A 15392-nucleotide genomic window follows, 5' to 3' on the forward strand; every position below is an offset into this window, starting at 1 on the left:
GGGGGTGGAACATTTTGCATAAGGGGGATTGAGGCGAGGAAACGGGGAGAGGCCCGGAAATCAAGGGTTTGACTTGAAAACCGGGCGAAACTGCTTTTTGCACAAAATGGATTATTTCGAGCGGATTTTGCGCGTTTTTTTGCACAAAATGACCGGGATTGATCAGAGGTTTCTGAAAGTGCCGACCACACGAGCAAGGATTTTCATATTTGCCTTGTCTGTATCGGTCATTTCCCAAGGGGTGTAGGCTCGATTATCGCTGTGTACCACGATTCGGCTGCCCTGTCGCTCCAGGCGCTTGATGAATAATTCGTCGCCAATACGAAATGTGTAAATGCCGTCGCCCTTATTCGCCCGAGCATTTGCAGAGCGATCAAGCAAGGCAATCCCCCCATCTTCCAAAGCGGGTTCCATACTGTCCCCGTTGACATAAATGCCGCAGGCATCCTTCGGATTTACACCAAGCTGATCTCTCAAATAGCTAACCGGCAAGCTAAGGTATCCGGCAATAACCTCACCAAAATTCATAGCCCCACCCCCGGCAGATGCCTGCACATCAAATACAGGAACCGGGGCAAACTCGGTGGAATTCGCAGCTAATAGTGATGCGTTACCAGTTTCCGGCTGACGGCTCGCCATCATCGCGCCGCTGCCAGTTGCTAACCATTCAACCGACACCCCACACACCTCGGAAATGGACACAATACTAGACCATTTCGGATCTGAAGTTCCTGTTAGCCACTTTTTTACACCAGAAAGAGATACGCCGATTTTTTCGGCTAATACTTCCTGCGTAAAGCCTGACTGCGCCAGAGCCAATTTCAGGCGTTCCGCCAAATCCTTACGAAACATCTCCTCTTTCGTTAGGTTAGACATCTGGTTTCTCTACTAAACGACAAAACAACTAACCCATTGATAAAATTAAAAATTACCGAAATAGCCACAAATAGCCACCAAATGGTTTCGTTAGTGTCTATTTTTGACTTGACGATAGACACTAAAGTAACCATAGTCTCACCATTAGATGACGATAACGACCAAAACAAACCGGCCTGGCGGGGCCGGTTGTGATCGAGGAGAGACTTATGGCGCACGCTTGCGACAAACGCCCGGAAGAAATCCGGTATCTGTTAAACCGCAAGGGCCTGACCTTTGCCGATGTAGCGCGTGAATGCGGTTTACCGGAAAGCACGGTACGTACTGCGACCCGCAAACCCAGCATCGAAGGCGAATGGGCGATTGCCTATTTCCTTGGTCTGCCTGCCAGCAAAATCTGGCCTTCGCGCTATGACAGCACCGGCGAGCGCCTCAAGCCTCAACCTTCAACGAACTATAAAGATTTTCCCCGCCTTGGTCACGGTCAAAAAGGGGAAGCGGCGTGAACAATCTATTCCCATTTCGTTGGGGGAATATCCCAGACGTTTGCAAACCACCGTTGTCCGAACCAAAGTTTATGGCGACCCTTAATATTTCGTCGATTGCGTTCCTCGTTATCACAAATCGCCATAAGGACATTCAAGGTACGTCCTTCCATAGCATCGGCTTCAAGTGCAGCGACATCGGCCTTGAAGTTATTAACTTGCTCCTCGGTCATGGCACTGCCAATGCGGTAAAACTGTTCTTCGATGGTGGCATATTTGGTGCGCTGGTCCTGCCAAAACCTCGCCTTTTCAGCCCAACGGAACGTCAAGCTGCAAAGGGACGATATTACGACCAAGGTTGCCCCGACTTTGGAAGCAAGGGGAATATTGCCAAGCACATCTGCCCCCACTGCGGAACCGCCAACAAGGCTCATGACTGTAGTGATATCCGCCAGCCAAGCATAATAATAGGCGCGCTTCGAGCAATAGCGAACCGAAACACTGATATTAAAGATCAGTTTCCCGCGACGTTTCGTCAGTCGTCCGGATCCACATCCGGTTCCGGAAGGCTCGACTTCACATTGTATTGCTTCCTCTCGATCCGATGGTCCGAGAAGTTCTCCACATTCTCCCTCAATGGTTTCTGGCGTGTCGCTGCTATGTCCTCCCTGTTTTGCGTCTTCGGCGTCGGGCATGGCTTGTCATCCTTTTTGTCTGACATCTTTGTTTTCCTTTTCGGTGTTGGACAAAGCGGAGCAGGTATCAAAACACCCATCCACAACACTTTTAACAAGCCACATCAACAATCTCTACGAGAAAATTTATTTTTCATAACACCCCCTGGTTCCCCCTCCACTGATCGGTTTCCTGGTCACTTCCGATCATAGGGAGAAGTGGCGGTGGCGTCATCTGCCCCCGGTTCCTCCCTGCCGAAAGGGATGACGCTGCCGCTTTTTTTCATGCGTTTGTGAAATTACGAGACCGTCACATGGCCAAGCAAAATTCCGATAAAGGCACGATTGATCTGTTGAGCGAATGGTCGCCGCCAAAAGTGGCGGTGACATTTGACGCGCCCGAGCGGGTGCGGGCGATCAGTTTTGGTCAACGGATCAGCCGGGCCGTTTCTGAAATCCTGCGGGAAAGCGGGAAAAGCCGGGAAGAGATCGCCGCTGCCATGTCGGAATTCCTTGGTGAAGAGGTCAGCAAGAACATGCTTGATGCCTATGCCAGCATGGCGCGCGAAAGCCATACCATCAGCCTTGAGCGGGCCTTTGCCCTGCTTCATGCGACACGCGATGCCCGCATCTTCGGCATGGAATTAGGCCGATTTGATTACGCGGTGATCCCCGAACGGTACCTTGGCGCAGTCGAAGACGCCATGATTGAAGATCAGAAAGAACAGCTTAAACGCGCCCAGCTTGCCGCTCGCAAAAAATGGAAGGGAGGCGGGCGATGAAAGAGTGGTTGACGGCATCGGACATCGCTGACCTTGGCCTTGAAGGTCTTGCGAAGAACAGGGTTAGCGTTTGGGAATATGCCAAAAAACATGGCTGGTACGAAGCAACGCATACAGATGGGGAACCGTTGTGCCGAAAGAAAAAAGGTCAAGGCCAAGGGGTTGAATTTCATATTTCCCTTCTTCCGAAACGTGCTCAAAAAGACTACGCGCGCCGTCAATTGACACGGGAAATCGCGCCCCAAACAGAAACCCGTGTTTCAGCCCCCACATCACACCCCAACAATGCCGACGACCTTACCGCCTTTCAACGCGATGTGATGAATGCACGCGCCGCCTTTGTCGCGACAGTCAACGACCATGCCGCATTGATCAGCCGCAACCAGGCACTGGATATGGTTGTTGAACTGGCAAAAGCCGGTCGTCTGCCCGCGCATTTGCAGGATTTACTGAGCATCGCCAATGCCAAAAGCGGTCGGCGCAACAAAACCGCCAAGTCTGCACATAAACTGTCGCGGCGAACCCTCTATCAATGGGTTTTGGACCATGAAAAGGGTGGCATCCTTGCGCTGGCCCCCAACATCACCCGCAAGCCGGATTATGAGGTTCCCGACTGGGCACCGGCCCTGATGCAATTGTGGTCAGATCCGCGCAAACCGTCTCTCACGGCGGTGCTTGAGGATTTACCCGCCATCCTGCCCCGTGGCACTGACATACCGTCCTATGATCAGGCGCGGCGCTTTTTGCATAACAAAATTTCGATTGTTGACAAAAACCGGGGCCGGATGGGGCCACAGGCCCTGAAAAGCCTGCAAGCCTTTACCCGGCGTGATATATCCGAGCTTTGGCCCGGTGCGGTTTACACTGCCGATGGTCATACGTTCCGCGCCAAGGTCGAACATCCGTTTCATGGTCAACCGTTTCAGCCTGAAATCACCTTCACGCTGGATGTATTCACCAAATATATCATCGGCTGGTCAGTCGGCCTTGCCGAAAACTCCATCGGTGTGCTTGAGGCCCTGTCGCACGCGATTGTCGACCGGGATGACGGCCGTTATTCCGCCCTGCCATTGATTTTTTATACCGACAATGGCCGAGGTTTTAAAAACGAGATGTTCAGTTCGACCGCCATTGGTTTCTTTGACCGGTGGGGCATCACGCAAAAAAACTCGTTACCCTACAATTCACAGGCACGCGGCATAATCGAACGGTTTAACCGCAATGTCCGGCAATGGGCCAAAAAGCTGACTTCCTATAGCGGTTCGGAGCTAGACAAGGAAGCAAAACGCCATATTGACCGGGCGCGTATTCAGGCCGCGAAAAAGGCACAAAAAACGCCGTTTGATACGACTTGGGAAGATTTCAAGAGCTTCATTCAGGAGCAAATTGATACCTACAATAATCGTCCGCAATCCAGCCTGAAGCGAGTTCGAGACCCTGAAACCAAAGCCTGGCGGCATCAGGCTCCGGCAGAAGTATGGGCCGAGTGGCTTGGTGAAGGCGGGAAAACCCGCACCATTGCCGTGTCTGAAGCCGCCGATCTGATGCGCCCCTATGAGCGGCGCAAGGTCGCCCGCTGCGAAATCCGCATTCTTAACAATATCTATTTCAGTCACGCGCTTGAAGCCTATCACGGGCAAGATGTGCTTGTCGGCTATGACATTCACGATGCCAGCCGGGTATGGGTGCGTGATTTTGATATGCGGCTTATCGCGGTTGCCGAACTGGACGCCAATGCCCGGCCCTATTTTGATAGCGATACCCTGCGCACTGCACAAAGCAAGCAGGATCAGGTGCTGGCGGCGCGTACCAAAGGCCGGTTGGGCCGCATTGAGGAAAAACGGCAGGAAATCATTGCAGAGGCCAAAGGCCCGGCACTGGAAATTGAATACCAGCCTGCCATTCCGATGGAAGATTTCCAGATCAAGGCCGCTGACGACATGCTCGCACGCCTTGAACAGCCCAAGCCGGTTTTAACACAGGCGAACGGTCGGCCCGATTTTTTTTAAAGACGATATCGAATGGGTGACATGGCTTTGCGCCAACCCCGAACACATCACCGAACAGGATCGTGTCGTTCTGAATGAACGGCTGGAAAAGGCGTCATTCCGGCAATTGCTGGCAATGGAAGAAATCGACCCCACGCGGATTGTTGGACGCAAGGCCGCGTGAGGCCAAAGACGGCTGCCGCAAGGCGGCAGCACAAAGCAGAGAAAGGTTAGATATGCGCGTCAAGTTTGTAAACACGCAAAACGTCAAACGGCTCATGGCCGGTATGTCGGCGATTGAACAGCGCGGGGCTGGCGAAGCCTGCCTGATGGTGGTTGATGGCTCGCCTGGCCTCGGCAAAACCGAGAATATCAGTTATCTCGCTGCACAAAATGCCAGCGTGTTTGTGCGGGCGAAGCGGGAATGGACGCCAAACTGGATGTTGGCTGAACTGCTGGAAGCCAGCGGTGTGCAGGCAAAACCCAACAGCTTTGAACGCAAATACCGGCTTCTGGTTGAAACCCTGTCGATGCAGGCAAAGACCGCTTCGGACAATGGCGAGATGTTTTTTGTTGGCGTTGACGAATGCGATTACATCTGCCGGTCCGACAAGATGCTTTCGACCATTCGCGACCTTTCCGACTTTGTTGAAATCCCGTTTGTGCTGGTTGGTATGGGAAAGGTGCGTGACAGCCTGACACGCTTTCCCCAGGTCACATCGCGGGTGGGTCAGTATGTCCGGTTTGAAAAACTGACCCCGGAAGACACCGAAAAGGTGGTGCGTGACCTTTGCGAGGTCGAAGTCAAAGACGACCTGATCAGCCTGCTTCACGAAAAATCAAACGGCTTCATTCGCGAGGTCAAGGAAGGCATCGCGCATATTGAACGGTTCGGCAAAATGCAGGGCAGCACCGTCATTGGTGTCACCGAAATGACCGGACAGGTTTTGCTCAACGACCGTGCCACGTCGCGCCCGATTATCGTGCGGGGAGGTGCAAAATGACCGGACGCGCAACACGCCTTGAGGCCATACGGGATGCCTTGCCGCCGCAAACCTGCCTGACCATTGACGAGCTGGATACACTTCTCGACTTGCCGCGCAAGGAAATCGTCAAATCCACCCTGCGGCTTATGAGCCGGGGACTTCTCGAACGGGTGGAACGCGGTTGCTACCAGTTGACACTGGCAGGTATTGAAAGCCGCGCTGTCGGCGAAGTCCTGACAAGCGGACCAACCGGGCCGGATACGACCAAAAGCCGGAAGAAAAAGGCGAACCTACGCACCCGGCTATGGCGCGTGATGGGGGTAAAACAAAAATTCACCATCGATGAACTGGTCGCGATTGCCGCGAAAGGCCCCGAAAAAAACGCCCGTGAAAATGCCCGTAAATATCTGCGTGCGTTGGAGCTTGCCGGGTATTTGCGGGTTTTGCCCCGTCAAAAGGGGGAAGCTGTAACGTCGAACGGGTTCAAACGGTTCCTACTGATCCGGCAAACAGGCCCACAAGCCCCTGAAGTGAAACGCGGCGGTCAACATGTCTTTGATCCGAACACGGGGGCGTTTCATGACTGCAAAAAATGAAGCTCTCCCCCGCTGGCGGGTTCTTCTGGCTGACGAAATCAACCGAACCAGCGTAACCGATACCGCAAAACGGATTGGTTATGCACGGGCCTCGGTCTCGCTGGCCAATAGCGGCAAATATACGGCCAGCACCGACCGTATCGAGGCGCGTGTGCTGGAGATTTTGGGCGGCCCGGAACCAACCTTTTTTTGCCCGGCACAGGGCACAAGCATCACGCAACGCGGCTGCGACACCTTTTGTGCGCGGCCTATGCCAACGGCTAGCCCGCGTGCGCTTCGTCAATGGCAAATCTGTCAATCCTGCATTCATCGGGAGGACTGCAAAAATGTTGAGTGAAGATCTTGAAAACCTTGCTGCAACGCTGCGTGAACGGGCGAATGCAAGCAAAGGCAAACTTTTGCTGACGGACCGACAGACCGACATGTTGCTGTCAAACCTGCAACTGCTTGCAACCGACATTGGCAGTTACGAGCGGACCAACGGTCCAATCGCCACGGGCACTCCCAACCTTGCAGCGATTAAACGCGGACTGGCATCGGGTCAGGTCGTTAGCCTCGCGGACCGCCGCATGAGCCGCAATTTCACCCCCGACGATGGAGGAAGCGCGGCATGAAACGGCGCAACGCATTCGGACAGTTTTTGCGGTTCTTTTTGCACATCTGGCTCCCCGCCCGGAGGGACGAATGGTTCGCCATGACATCCCGGAAAAACTGATCGACATCCCCGTAAACACAAGGAAATCAGCAATGGTCTGTCGCCCAACACAGAAGCAACTTGAAACGCTCAAAGCTATCAGGCTTGGCGCTGTTGCAAGGATCAATATGGGTTACGCGGCTTTTCGCATCACCGGCGCTAATCCATCGGTTGTCGGTCGTTGCGTTAAAGGCGGCTGGGCCAAATGGCCGGAAGGCCTGACCGAAGATCAAACGTGCGAACTAACCGCAGAAGGCAAAGCGGTTCTGTCCTCTGCAACAGATACCCAGTTCTAATTCATCCCCAAGGAAGCAAACAATGCAATACAGCCAAAGCACCCCTATCGCCGAAAATCCGTTGCCGGTCGTGAAGGTTCGCGACCAGGAATATCTGGAAGATGCGAAAGGCAAGCTGATCCCGCTTTCGCAAGTCCCCGATGACCACCGGATGCGCGACACGCTGGTGCGCGAAAAAATCGCCAAGGTCATGGAATTGCAGAAACATCTGCGTGACTTCAAGTTAGAAGCGATGGCCGACATTCAGGCCTTTATCCAGCTTTCGGCAGAGAAATATGGCGTGTCGGTTGGCGGCACGAAAGGCAATGTCACCCTGACCACCGTTAAAGGCGACATGCGCATGATGCGCCAGGTATCCGAAAACCTGGCGTTTGATGAAAAGCTGCTGGCCGCCAAGGCCCTGATTGACGAGTGCATCATTGAATGGTCGGAAGGGTCTCGCCCGGAAATCCAGACGCTGGTGCAGGATGCTTTTCAGACCGATCAGCAGGGCAAGATCAGCACCGGGCGCGTGCTTGGCTTGCGTCGTCTCCAGATCGCAGACGAAAAGTGGAAACGGGCAATGGAGGCGATTTCGGACAGCATCCATGTTCAGGACACAAAAGCCTATGTCCGTTTTCAGCGCCGCACCGAAACCGGTCGCTGGGAAACCATCCCGCTTGATCTGGCTGCGGTGTGATGGAGGACGTCATGAGCAAGAAAAAACCAGCCATCGTTTTTTGCATCGAACTGATTGAGCGCGAGCTGATCTACGTCATCGCCCGTCATGAAAAAGGGGCCTTGAGCGTTGCTGTTCAGGCCGGTTTGGAACCGGATCGAAGCGTTAAACCCCGCATCGTGGACAAGCTGTTTGCGGAACGGGCGATTAACCGCAAAACGGCCAATGCGGAGGCAGCGTGATGATCGCTTATTGCTATCGCGGCGGAGACATTCATTTCGGTGATTTTGTTCCGACAGATGCCATAGAGCTGTTACGCGGCAGCGACAATATCGTCAAAGGCCGTGTCGAGGTTCGCGCCCGTCACGCCTATGACGGCAAAACCCTGCTTGTGCCTGGCGTCCCGGAGGCCGAAGACGAATTCGGGGCATTGCAAGCTGTTGAACAGTTCAAACGATTTCTGACGACACCGCGCCGAAAAGTGCGCGGTGCCTGATGAAAACCGGGGCCACCCAAACCTGTTACGAGCTTTTGGTTTGGCCCCGGTTCACCGCCTTAACGGTGAGGCAAAGAGTGGTCCATTTGGTTACGGCGCGTCCGTGGGAAATGCATCGATGGTTAGCAGTGATTGCAAGCACTGCGAAGCCTGGCCCCAGCTACGAGAAACGGGTTCAAGTCCCGTCTCTTTGTCTCTCCGGTGCGGCGGCGTTGAAAGCAGAAACGCAGCATTGACGAATTGCCGGGAGTGGCGTCATCGGGCGTCCCGCCACGGAGATACGCTAGTTGCAACAGCGTATTGTGGTTCTTGGTGGTAATGCGGGTTCAATCCCCGCCTGACCCTAGCCGGAGTAGCGCCCGGCCCGCACCGTCGATGAGTTTGAAGACCGAGCAAGCAGAGCGACAAGGAAACAAAACATGACTGAAGTCGGAGGCATCGCCGCAGATCAACTTGCATCGTATGTCGAGCGGATCGAGCGACTGGAAGAAGAAAAGGCCAACCTGATGGCCGACATCAAGGAGGTTTATGGCGAAGCCAAAGCCCTTGGCTATGACGTGAAAATCCTGCGGCAGATTGTCGCATTGCGCAAGATTGAAGAGCATGAGCGTTCCGAACAGGAAGAAATTCTTGAAGTGTACAAGCGTGCATTGGGGATGTCTTAAGTAATGACAAATGCACCCGCACAAACACCGGATACCCGTAAGGCATTAACTGATTTGTCAGTGTTTGCTGCCGGGTTTGTGCGCGGTTGCCGCAACCCCAAGAAACGACAGGCAGCACTTGAGGCCATACGCCAAGCGAACCAAGCGTTGAGGGCCGGAGAAGTGATGCAAAATAGCCCGCATATCCCGACCGACCCTGAACTCTTGATCCGCGCCTATCTCGACGCCAATGGCGACTGGAGGTCTCTTGTCGCCGCGATTAACCGCATGGCGTTAGAGGCCGCAACCCGGAGGCGGCGATGAGTGATGAAAACGAATTGCCAGTCTGCCCCGCCTGTGAGGGCGAAGGGCTGTTGTGGATTTGGCCCTGCGCTGTTTGCGGTGGCAGCGGGCGCAAGAAGGAGGATGAAAAAACCGATGACGATTGATCGCTTCCCGACCGAGGCATTGAGCATTCGCCAGCCCTGGGCGCATCACATCCTGTTTGACGGCAAGACCGTGGAGAACCGTTCCTGGCTTACGCGGTTTCGTGGACGGTTCCTGATCCATGCCAGCGCCACCTTCGATGGCACGGCGACAGAACGCCGGGCCTTCATGGCCGCGCACCCCGATAGCCATTTGGGCGGCATTGTCGGCATGGCTACGCTGACCGATCTGGTCACGTCACTCGATAGTCCGTGGTTTTACGGTCCTTACGCCTTTGTCCTGACCGATCCAAAACCGCTCGACTTTGTACCCTGCAAGGGAAAGCTCGGTTTTTTTACACCCGACATTGATTTTGCCCTGCTGAAAGCGAGGGCGTCGTGACCTGGCAAGAGGAAGCTGCGCGGATCATCGCCGAACTTGATGCCAAACTGCCTGCGGACATGCCGCTGAAAGAGCGACGTAAGGCGGTGCGGGGTGCCAACCCTTGGGGACGGCAACGCAGTTGGCCCTACAAGGCCTGGTGCCGGGCGCAAAGGGAGTATCTCTCCCGTTTTGTGACAGCGGATCAGCGCCCGAAAAGCCTGCCTTTGACGCCGCTTGAACAGTTCATCGAAACATCAACCAAGTCCGAAAAACCGGGAGTTAAGAATGGCCGGGCATGACGATATTCTACGCAAGATCAAAGCCTGTTTGGCGCTGGCGCAGTCCGACAACCCGAATGAGGCGGCTGCGGCATTGTCGCGCGCCCAGGAGTTGATGGAAAAATATGGTGTCAGCCATGATGATGTTGCGATCAGCGATGTTAACAGCAACACCGCTGACAGCAGTGCTGGTCGGGTGCCACCGAAGCATATTGTTATGCTTGCCAATATGGTGGCGCGTGCTTTTGGCGTTGAGACGGTATATCGCACGTATTATCACGGCGATAGATGGCGGGCGCGTTTCGAGTTTTACGGGATTGATGCCAGTCCCAAGGTCGCGGCCTATACATACGAAGTGCTTGAACGGCAGCTTACAAAAAGCCGCACGGCTTATATCGGCAGCTTGAATAAACGCTTGAAGCGCAGCACCAAAGTGCGCCGGGGTGACATGTATGCCAGTGGCTGGGTTCGTGCGGTGGCCAACAAAGTCACATCGCATTGCACGACAGAGGCTGAAGCCAAAGCCATTGAAGCCTATGAGGCAAAGCAATTTGGCGATGGGCTTCAGACCGTGACCGGCAGAGACCTTAGTACCAAAGCACGCAATCATGATTATGGTGCTTTGATTGACGGTCTGGCCGATGGCGGCAAGGTTGATTTTCGTCAGGGCGTTTCAGGTGAGAACCAGAAGGCATTAGGCGGTGGAGGTGGTCTGTCATGATCGTAACCAAAACCCAACACAAACAGTCTAAATCCTCAACTTGGCAGACCTTGAACCGCCAAATCCGCGCCGCCGAAAAGGAACGCGGCATTGATCGTGATGCGCATCAGGCGATGGTGCAAAACATCACCGGCAAAGACAGCCTTGGTCAATGCACGGACGGCGAAATGCGCAAGATCGTTGCACATCTGAACGGCACCCGTGCTGGGTTCAAGCCATCGGCCAAAGGGTATGTGCGCAAGATTTGGGCGCTGTGGGGCAGCCTTAAAAAGGCCGGGGCGCTCACCGCGACCGATACCGATGCCGCGCTGTTGGCCTTTGTGAACAAGCACCTGAAAGCCCGCCAGTTTGCCCATGTTCGTCAGCTTGACTGGCTGACTTATGATGAAGCCGCGCCCGTGATTGAAGCCCTGAAAGACTGGGACCACCGCGTGAAAAAAGGAGGTTCTACCTGACATGCCGCGTGCCGGATCGACATACGGGATTGAGGATGTATCCGAACTGGTTTCGGTGCGGGCGGCCACGCGCCTGGTCGAAGCCTTGCCCGGCACGGTCCTTTACATCCCGAAAAAGATCACGCAAGACCATGAACTCTGCGTCATCGGCATGGATGACGCCTATGAAATCTCGCGCCTGTTTGGCGGGTGCCACCTGCACGTTCCAATGTCGATTTTGTCACGCGAGAAAAGACGCCTCTTGATTTGCAGGCTGGCATCCGAGAAGATCAGCCGTCGTCAAATTGCATTGCGCGCCGGTTGCACCGAGCGCCGCGTGTATCAAATCCTTGAACAGGAAAATGCGCAAGACGACCGGCAACCTTCCTTTTTCTAGGCCTCCCCCCTGAAACTTTCAGCTGAATTGTGACGGCGTTAACCGCCACCCTCACTGCAATCACCGACCGGTATTTTGCATTGAGGCCCCCAATGTCCCCGCATGACCTGAATTTGCGCCTTTCAAGAAATTTCACCCTGCGCGAAGCGGTACGATCACAAACAGCCGCGCGCAAAGGCATTGATAACACCCCTTCGGTCGAACTGATTGCGCCGATGGTGCGCGTGGCCGAGCATATCCTTGAGCCGATCCGCGCCCATGCAGGTATTGGCTATTCGCCAAATTCCTTTTTTCGCTGTCTTGAGTTGAACCGGGCGATTGGCAGCAAGGACACATCCCAGCACATCAAAGGCGAAGCGGTTGATGTCGAAGTTCCCGGTATCTCGAATTTCGATCTGGCCCAATGGATTTCGCAAAATCTCGATTTCGATCAACTGATTTTGGAATGCTATCAGCCCGGCGATTTGCATTCGGGCTGGGTGCATATTTCCTATGTCTCGGTTGCCGAAAATCGCCGGGAAATCCTGCATTATAACGGCAAGTTTTATGCACGGGGGTTGCCATGAACTGGTCAGAGCTTGGCAAAACCCTGGCGCAATCGGCCCCCCTTGTTGGCACGGCCCTGCTTGGTCCGGCTGGCGGCGCGATTGGCGCGGGCCTTGCCGCGTTGTTCGGTACCGATAGCGACCCTGATAAAATCGCCCAGGCCCTCAATGCCTCCCCCGATGCCGTTATCAAACTGCGCCAGTTCGAGCTTGAACATCAAAGCGAACTGACCAAAGCGGTGATTGCCGCCGGGACAGCCGACATTGCATCAGTCAACAGTACCATGACGACCGAAGCACAATCCGACCATTGGTGGGTGTCAGGATGGCGACCGTTTTGGGGCTTTGCCAGCGCCACGGCCTGGGCGTTTTTGGCCGGGTGCCTTGGTATTGCGATTTTGCGCGGTGACGGGGTTGGCATTGCCCTGTCGGTTTTTAACGCCGTTCCCGAAACCTTCTGGCTTATTCCGCTGGCCGTGCTTGGCATTGCGTCCTGGCATCGCGGCAAGGAAAAGAGAGCACGGGTTGAAGGCGGCGCATGGGGAACAAAAAACAGCCTGGTCGATGGCGTGATCAGCAAACTTAAAGGGGACACAAGTGGTCGATGACATCAGCTATCAGCTTGGCGAGATCAAGGGGCTTTTGCATGGCATCAACAACAATGTCGCGCAACTGTCCGACAAGGTAGACGGCATGGATGACCGGTTGCGCCATGTCGAAAAGAAAGCCGCGATTAACGGCGCGGTTTCCGGGGGGATCATTAGCGCCACCGTGGCAGGCGTGATTGCCGTCGTAAAGGCCAATACCGGAGGGGCATAAATGGCGCATAGCCCTGAAACCAAATCACAGGCGCGGGCGCTGTATGTTTTTGACCGGCTTGATCTGACCAAAATTGCAGAACGCCTTGGCGTTTCCATCGGCACGGTACGGCGCTGGAAATCGGTTGCAGAAGTCCAGGGGGATGACTGGGACAAATCGCGCACCGCTGCCAGCATGGCGTCAACCGGCACCGACAATATGGTCGCGCTTCTGATCGAAGATTATGTGCAACTGCACCTTTCGGTGATCGAAGAGCTGAAAGCTTCGACCGACATCAGGGCGCTGGACAAGGCCGAGGCGCTGGCCGGGCTGGCTGATGCCTTTAACAAAACCATCAATGCCGCAGGCAGGGCTTCGCCCAAGATTTCAGAGCTGGCGATTGCCCAGGACGTGATCAAACGGCTGGGCGATTTTGTGACCGGCCAGTTTCCGCAACATGGTGAAGCCTTTATTGAAATCCTTGAACCGTTCGGCAAAGAGGTTTTGAACGCCTATGGCTAAACGTGACCGCCTCACCCCCAAGCAGTTCGAGAAATCTCTTGCGGAATATCGCGAGGGGTTTGTGCGCAATCTTGAAGCCCGCTGTTCAGGGTTTGATCCTGATGAAAAGGCATCACAAAAACGGCGCACGACCGGGCGCGAGGATTTCGAGTTTTTTGCCCGCACCTATTTCCCCCATTACATTCGCGGCAAAAAAGACCCGAAAACCGGGATTGAAAAGCCGATCAATCTGTCAAACCTGCATCGGTATTTTTGCGACCATTTCCCGGCACTGATCGAAAACCCCGAAAGTGTCAATGAAGTCATCGCGGCCCCGCGTGGTGAAGCCAAATCGACCTATGCACTGATTTTCACCATTTATTGCGCTGTATATGAGCTTAAACATTACATGATTTACATCATGGATGTGTTTGACCAGGCATCGGTGGTGGTGGAGGCTTTCAAGGTTGAATTTGACAGCAACCCGCGCCTGCGAACTGATTTTCCCGATATCATGGGGAAAGGGCCTGTCTGGCAGGATGGTGTTTGCGTGACCCGCAACAATATCAAACTGCACGCACGCGGCGCGGGGCAACGTATTCGTGGTCTGAAACATGGCGCACGCCGCCCGGACCTTGCGGTACTTGATGACATTGAAAACGATGAAAATGTCAAAACCCCGAAACAGCGCGACAAGCTGGAAAGCTGGATTGATACGGGTGTGGCCAACCTTGGTGAAGCCGGGGAAAAGTTCGACCTGATCTTTGTCGGCACCGTCCTGCATTACGATTCGGTTTTGGTGCGCAAGCTCAATAACCCACTGTGGCAAAGCATCCGGTTTCAATCAATCCTGAAATGGCCGGATCGCATGGATATGTGGGATGCGTGGGAAGAAATCCTGCGCAATCAGTCGCGTCAAGCCGCGCGGGATTTCTATGCAAAAAACCGCGCCAAAATGGAAAAAGGCGCGGTGGTTAGCTGGCCGGAGAAACGTCCGCTTTTATACCTTATGGAATTGCGCGCCCGCATTGGTCACAAGTCGTTCAGTTCCGAACAGCAAAACGAAGCAATCGACGAAAACGCCGCCTTTCAGAACTTCACCTATTGGGTGCAGTTTGAACCGCAGTGGGTCTATTTCGGGGCCTGTGATCCGTCACTGGGCAAGAAAGGCAATCACCGTGATCCCTCGGCCATCCTTGTGGGGGGATTTGATCGCCGGGCGGGTGAACTTGCCGTTATTGAAGCTTCCATTCGCAAGCGGGTTCCCAAGGTCATTATCAGCGACATCATCGCATTTCAAAAACAGTATGGCTGTGTCGCCTGGGGCATTGAAACAGTCCAGTTTCAGGAATTCCTGCGCACGCAATTGATTGACGAGGCCATTCGTCAGCACATCGCGCTAAATGGCGTCCCGGTGCCACAAAACACAGACAAGGATTTGCGCATTGAAAGCCTGCAAGTGCCGATCAGTGACGGGCGGATCAAACTGCATCCCAGTCAGAATGTGTTGCGCACCCAGCTTGAACAATGGCCGAACGGCGACCATGACGATGGGCCGGACGCCCTTGAAATGCTGTGGACCCTTGCCATCACCTATGGCGCACCGCTTGACATTCGGACAGGCGGCCAGCGGGCGTCGATGAATGCTTATGGCGAACATCACAGCACGATTTCAGTAAACGGAAACTATGGCGCGGCAAGCGGCGCGTTGAACTGGCGGGGCTATTAGGTCA

27 protein-coding genes are annotated in these 15392 nt (G+C 54.4%); 25 read left to right on the plus strand and 2 right to left on the minus strand.

Annotated features, from left to right (window positions below):
* Positions 1 to 162: 162 nt before the first annotated feature.
* Entirely contained in the window at positions 163 to 876 is a 714-nt protein-coding gene (locus THS27_RS18180) for an XRE family transcriptional regulator (RefSeq protein ID WP_085593438.1), read from the minus strand.
* A gap of 209 nt (positions 877 to 1085) precedes the next feature.
* On the opposite strand from THS27_RS18180, the gene THS27_RS18185 reads away from it, so the two are divergent.
* Positions 1086 to 1382, plus strand: a complete 297-nt coding sequence (locus THS27_RS18185; protein ID WP_085593440.1) for a helix-turn-helix domain-containing protein — start codon at positions 1086 to 1088, stop codon at positions 1380 to 1382.
* Positions 1383 to 1387: 5 nt separating this feature from the next.
* Here THS27_RS18185 and THS27_RS26690 read toward each other — a convergent pair whose 3' ends face one another.
* Positions 1388 to 2056: a hypothetical protein gene (locus tag THS27_RS26690; RefSeq protein ID WP_139835645.1), complete on the minus strand. Its 669-nt coding sequence runs from the start codon at positions 2054 to 2056 to the stop codon at positions 1388 to 1390.
* Positions 2057 to 2349: 293 nt separating this feature from the next.
* Here THS27_RS26690 and THS27_RS18200 point away from each other — a divergent pair, with 293 nt between their 5' ends.
* From THS27_RS18200 to terL, 24 genes are all read left to right on the plus strand, one after another.
* The gene (locus THS27_RS18200; protein ID WP_085593446.1) at positions 2350 to 2817 is read left to right on the plus strand and encodes a hypothetical protein; all 468 of its coding nucleotides are present in this window, start codon (positions 2350 to 2352) and stop codon (positions 2815 to 2817) included.
* Complete coding sequence (locus THS27_RS18205) at positions 2814 to 4826, plus strand: Mu transposase C-terminal domain-containing protein (protein ID WP_168184939.1); 2013 nt, start codon at positions 2814 to 2816, stop codon at positions 4824 to 4826. The genes THS27_RS18200 and THS27_RS18205 overlap by 4 nt, the downstream gene beginning before the upstream one ends.
* Before the next feature lie 16 nt (positions 4827 to 4842).
* Positions 4843 to 4989, plus strand: a complete 147-nt coding sequence (locus tag THS27_RS26925; protein ID WP_168184940.1) for a hypothetical protein — start codon at positions 4843 to 4845, stop codon at positions 4987 to 4989.
* A 52-nt stretch (positions 4990 to 5041) separates the two neighbouring features.
* Positions 5042 to 5809: an AAA family ATPase gene (locus THS27_RS18210; protein WP_168184941.1), complete on the plus strand. Its 768-nt coding sequence runs from the start codon at positions 5042 to 5044 to the stop codon at positions 5807 to 5809.
* Complete coding sequence (locus THS27_RS18215; protein WP_085593452.1) at positions 5806 to 6387, plus strand: hypothetical protein; 582 nt, start codon at positions 5806 to 5808, stop codon at positions 6385 to 6387. The genes THS27_RS18210 and THS27_RS18215 overlap by 4 nt, the downstream gene beginning before the upstream one ends.
* The gene (locus THS27_RS18220; RefSeq protein ID WP_210402940.1) at positions 6371 to 6724 is read left to right on the plus strand and encodes a hypothetical protein; all 354 of its coding nucleotides are present in this window, start codon (positions 6371 to 6373) and stop codon (positions 6722 to 6724) included. The genes THS27_RS18215 and THS27_RS18220 overlap by 17 nt, the downstream gene beginning before the upstream one ends.
* Positions 6714 to 7001, plus strand: coding sequence for a hypothetical protein (locus THS27_RS18225; RefSeq protein ID WP_085593454.1), 288 nt, complete (start codon positions 6714 to 6716; stop codon positions 6999 to 7001). The genes THS27_RS18220 and THS27_RS18225 overlap by 11 nt, the downstream gene beginning before the upstream one ends.
* A 70-nt stretch (positions 7002 to 7071) precedes the next feature.
* Positions 7072 to 7377, plus strand: coding sequence for a hypothetical protein (locus THS27_RS18230; RefSeq protein WP_139835646.1), 306 nt, complete (start codon positions 7072 to 7074; stop codon positions 7375 to 7377).
* Positions 7378 to 7399: 22 nt separating this feature from the next.
* Positions 7400 to 8056 carry a DUF3164 family protein gene (locus THS27_RS18235; protein WP_085593458.1) on the plus strand — a complete coding sequence of 219 codons (657 nt, stop codon included), beginning with the start codon at positions 7400 to 7402 and terminating at the stop codon, positions 8054 to 8056.
* Between the two features lie 11 nt (positions 8057 to 8067).
* Entirely contained in the window at positions 8068 to 8277 is a 210-nt protein-coding gene (locus THS27_RS18240) for a hypothetical protein (protein ID WP_085593460.1), read from the plus strand.
* Entirely contained in the window at positions 8274 to 8531 is a 258-nt protein-coding gene (locus THS27_RS18245; protein WP_210402941.1) for a hypothetical protein, read from the plus strand. The genes THS27_RS18240 and THS27_RS18245 overlap by 4 nt, the downstream gene beginning before the upstream one ends.
* Positions 8532 to 8950: 419 nt before the next feature.
* Complete coding sequence (locus tag THS27_RS18250) at positions 8951 to 9196, plus strand: DUF2312 domain-containing protein (RefSeq protein WP_085593464.1); 246 nt, start codon at positions 8951 to 8953, stop codon at positions 9194 to 9196.
* Positions 9197 to 9199: 3 nt separating this feature from the next.
* Positions 9200 to 9499 carry a hypothetical protein gene (locus THS27_RS18255; protein ID WP_139835647.1) on the plus strand — a complete coding sequence of 100 codons (300 nt, stop codon included), beginning with the start codon at positions 9200 to 9202 and terminating at the stop codon, positions 9497 to 9499.
* Positions 9496 to 9624, plus strand: coding sequence for a hypothetical protein (locus tag THS27_RS27600; protein WP_256376813.1), 129 nt, complete (start codon positions 9496 to 9498; stop codon positions 9622 to 9624). Before THS27_RS18255 ends, THS27_RS27600 begins: the two co-directional genes overlap by 4 nt.
* Complete coding sequence (locus tag THS27_RS18260) at positions 9614 to 10003, plus strand: ASCH domain-containing protein (RefSeq protein ID WP_085593468.1); 390 nt, start codon at positions 9614 to 9616, stop codon at positions 10001 to 10003. The genes THS27_RS27600 and THS27_RS18260 overlap by 11 nt, the downstream gene beginning before the upstream one ends.
* Positions 10000 to 10284: a hypothetical protein gene (locus THS27_RS18265; RefSeq protein WP_085593470.1), complete on the plus strand. Its 285-nt coding sequence runs from the start codon at positions 10000 to 10002 to the stop codon at positions 10282 to 10284. Before THS27_RS18260 ends, THS27_RS18265 begins: the two co-directional genes overlap by 4 nt.
* Complete coding sequence (locus THS27_RS18270) at positions 10271 to 10984, plus strand: DUF2786 domain-containing protein (protein ID WP_085593472.1); 714 nt, start codon at positions 10271 to 10273, stop codon at positions 10982 to 10984. Before THS27_RS18265 ends, THS27_RS18270 begins: the two co-directional genes overlap by 14 nt.
* On the plus strand, positions 10981 to 11439 hold the full coding sequence (locus THS27_RS18275) for a regulatory protein GemA (protein WP_085593474.1): 459 nt from the start codon (positions 10981 to 10983) through the stop codon (positions 11437 to 11439). Before THS27_RS18270 ends, THS27_RS18275 begins: the two co-directional genes overlap by 4 nt.
* Before the next feature lies 1 nt (position 11440).
* Positions 11441 to 11815: a helix-turn-helix domain-containing protein gene (locus tag THS27_RS18280; protein ID WP_085593476.1), complete on the plus strand. Its 375-nt coding sequence runs from the start codon at positions 11441 to 11443 to the stop codon at positions 11813 to 11815.
* Between the two features lie 92 nt (positions 11816 to 11907).
* On the plus strand, positions 11908 to 12381 hold the full coding sequence (locus tag THS27_RS18285; protein ID WP_085593479.1) for a D-Ala-D-Ala carboxypeptidase family metallohydrolase: 474 nt from the start codon (positions 11908 to 11910) through the stop codon (positions 12379 to 12381).
* Positions 12378 to 12968 (plus strand): 3TM-type holin, encoded by a 591-nt coding sequence (locus THS27_RS18290; protein ID WP_085593481.1) that lies wholly within the window; start codon positions 12378 to 12380, stop codon positions 12966 to 12968. The genes THS27_RS18285 and THS27_RS18290 overlap by 4 nt, the downstream gene beginning before the upstream one ends.
* On the plus strand, positions 12958 to 13179 hold the full coding sequence (locus THS27_RS18295) for a hypothetical protein (protein WP_085593483.1): 222 nt from the start codon (positions 12958 to 12960) through the stop codon (positions 13177 to 13179). Before THS27_RS18290 ends, THS27_RS18295 begins: the two co-directional genes overlap by 11 nt.
* A complete protein-coding gene (locus THS27_RS18300; RefSeq protein WP_085593484.1) occupies positions 13180 to 13680 on the plus strand; it encodes a DUF1804 family protein in 501 nt (166 codons plus the stop codon).
* Positions 13673 to 15388: a phage terminase large subunit gene (gene terL, locus THS27_RS18305; RefSeq protein ID WP_085593486.1), complete on the plus strand. Its 1716-nt coding sequence runs from the start codon at positions 13673 to 13675 to the stop codon at positions 15386 to 15388. The genes THS27_RS18300 and terL overlap by 8 nt, the downstream gene beginning before the upstream one ends.
* Positions 15389 to 15392 lie beyond the last annotated feature (4 nt).

The sequence above is a fragment of the Thalassospira sp. MCCC 1A01428 genome, from assembly GCF_002115825.1.
Classification (GTDB): Bacteria; Pseudomonadota; Alphaproteobacteria; order Rhodospirillales; family Thalassospiraceae; genus Thalassospira.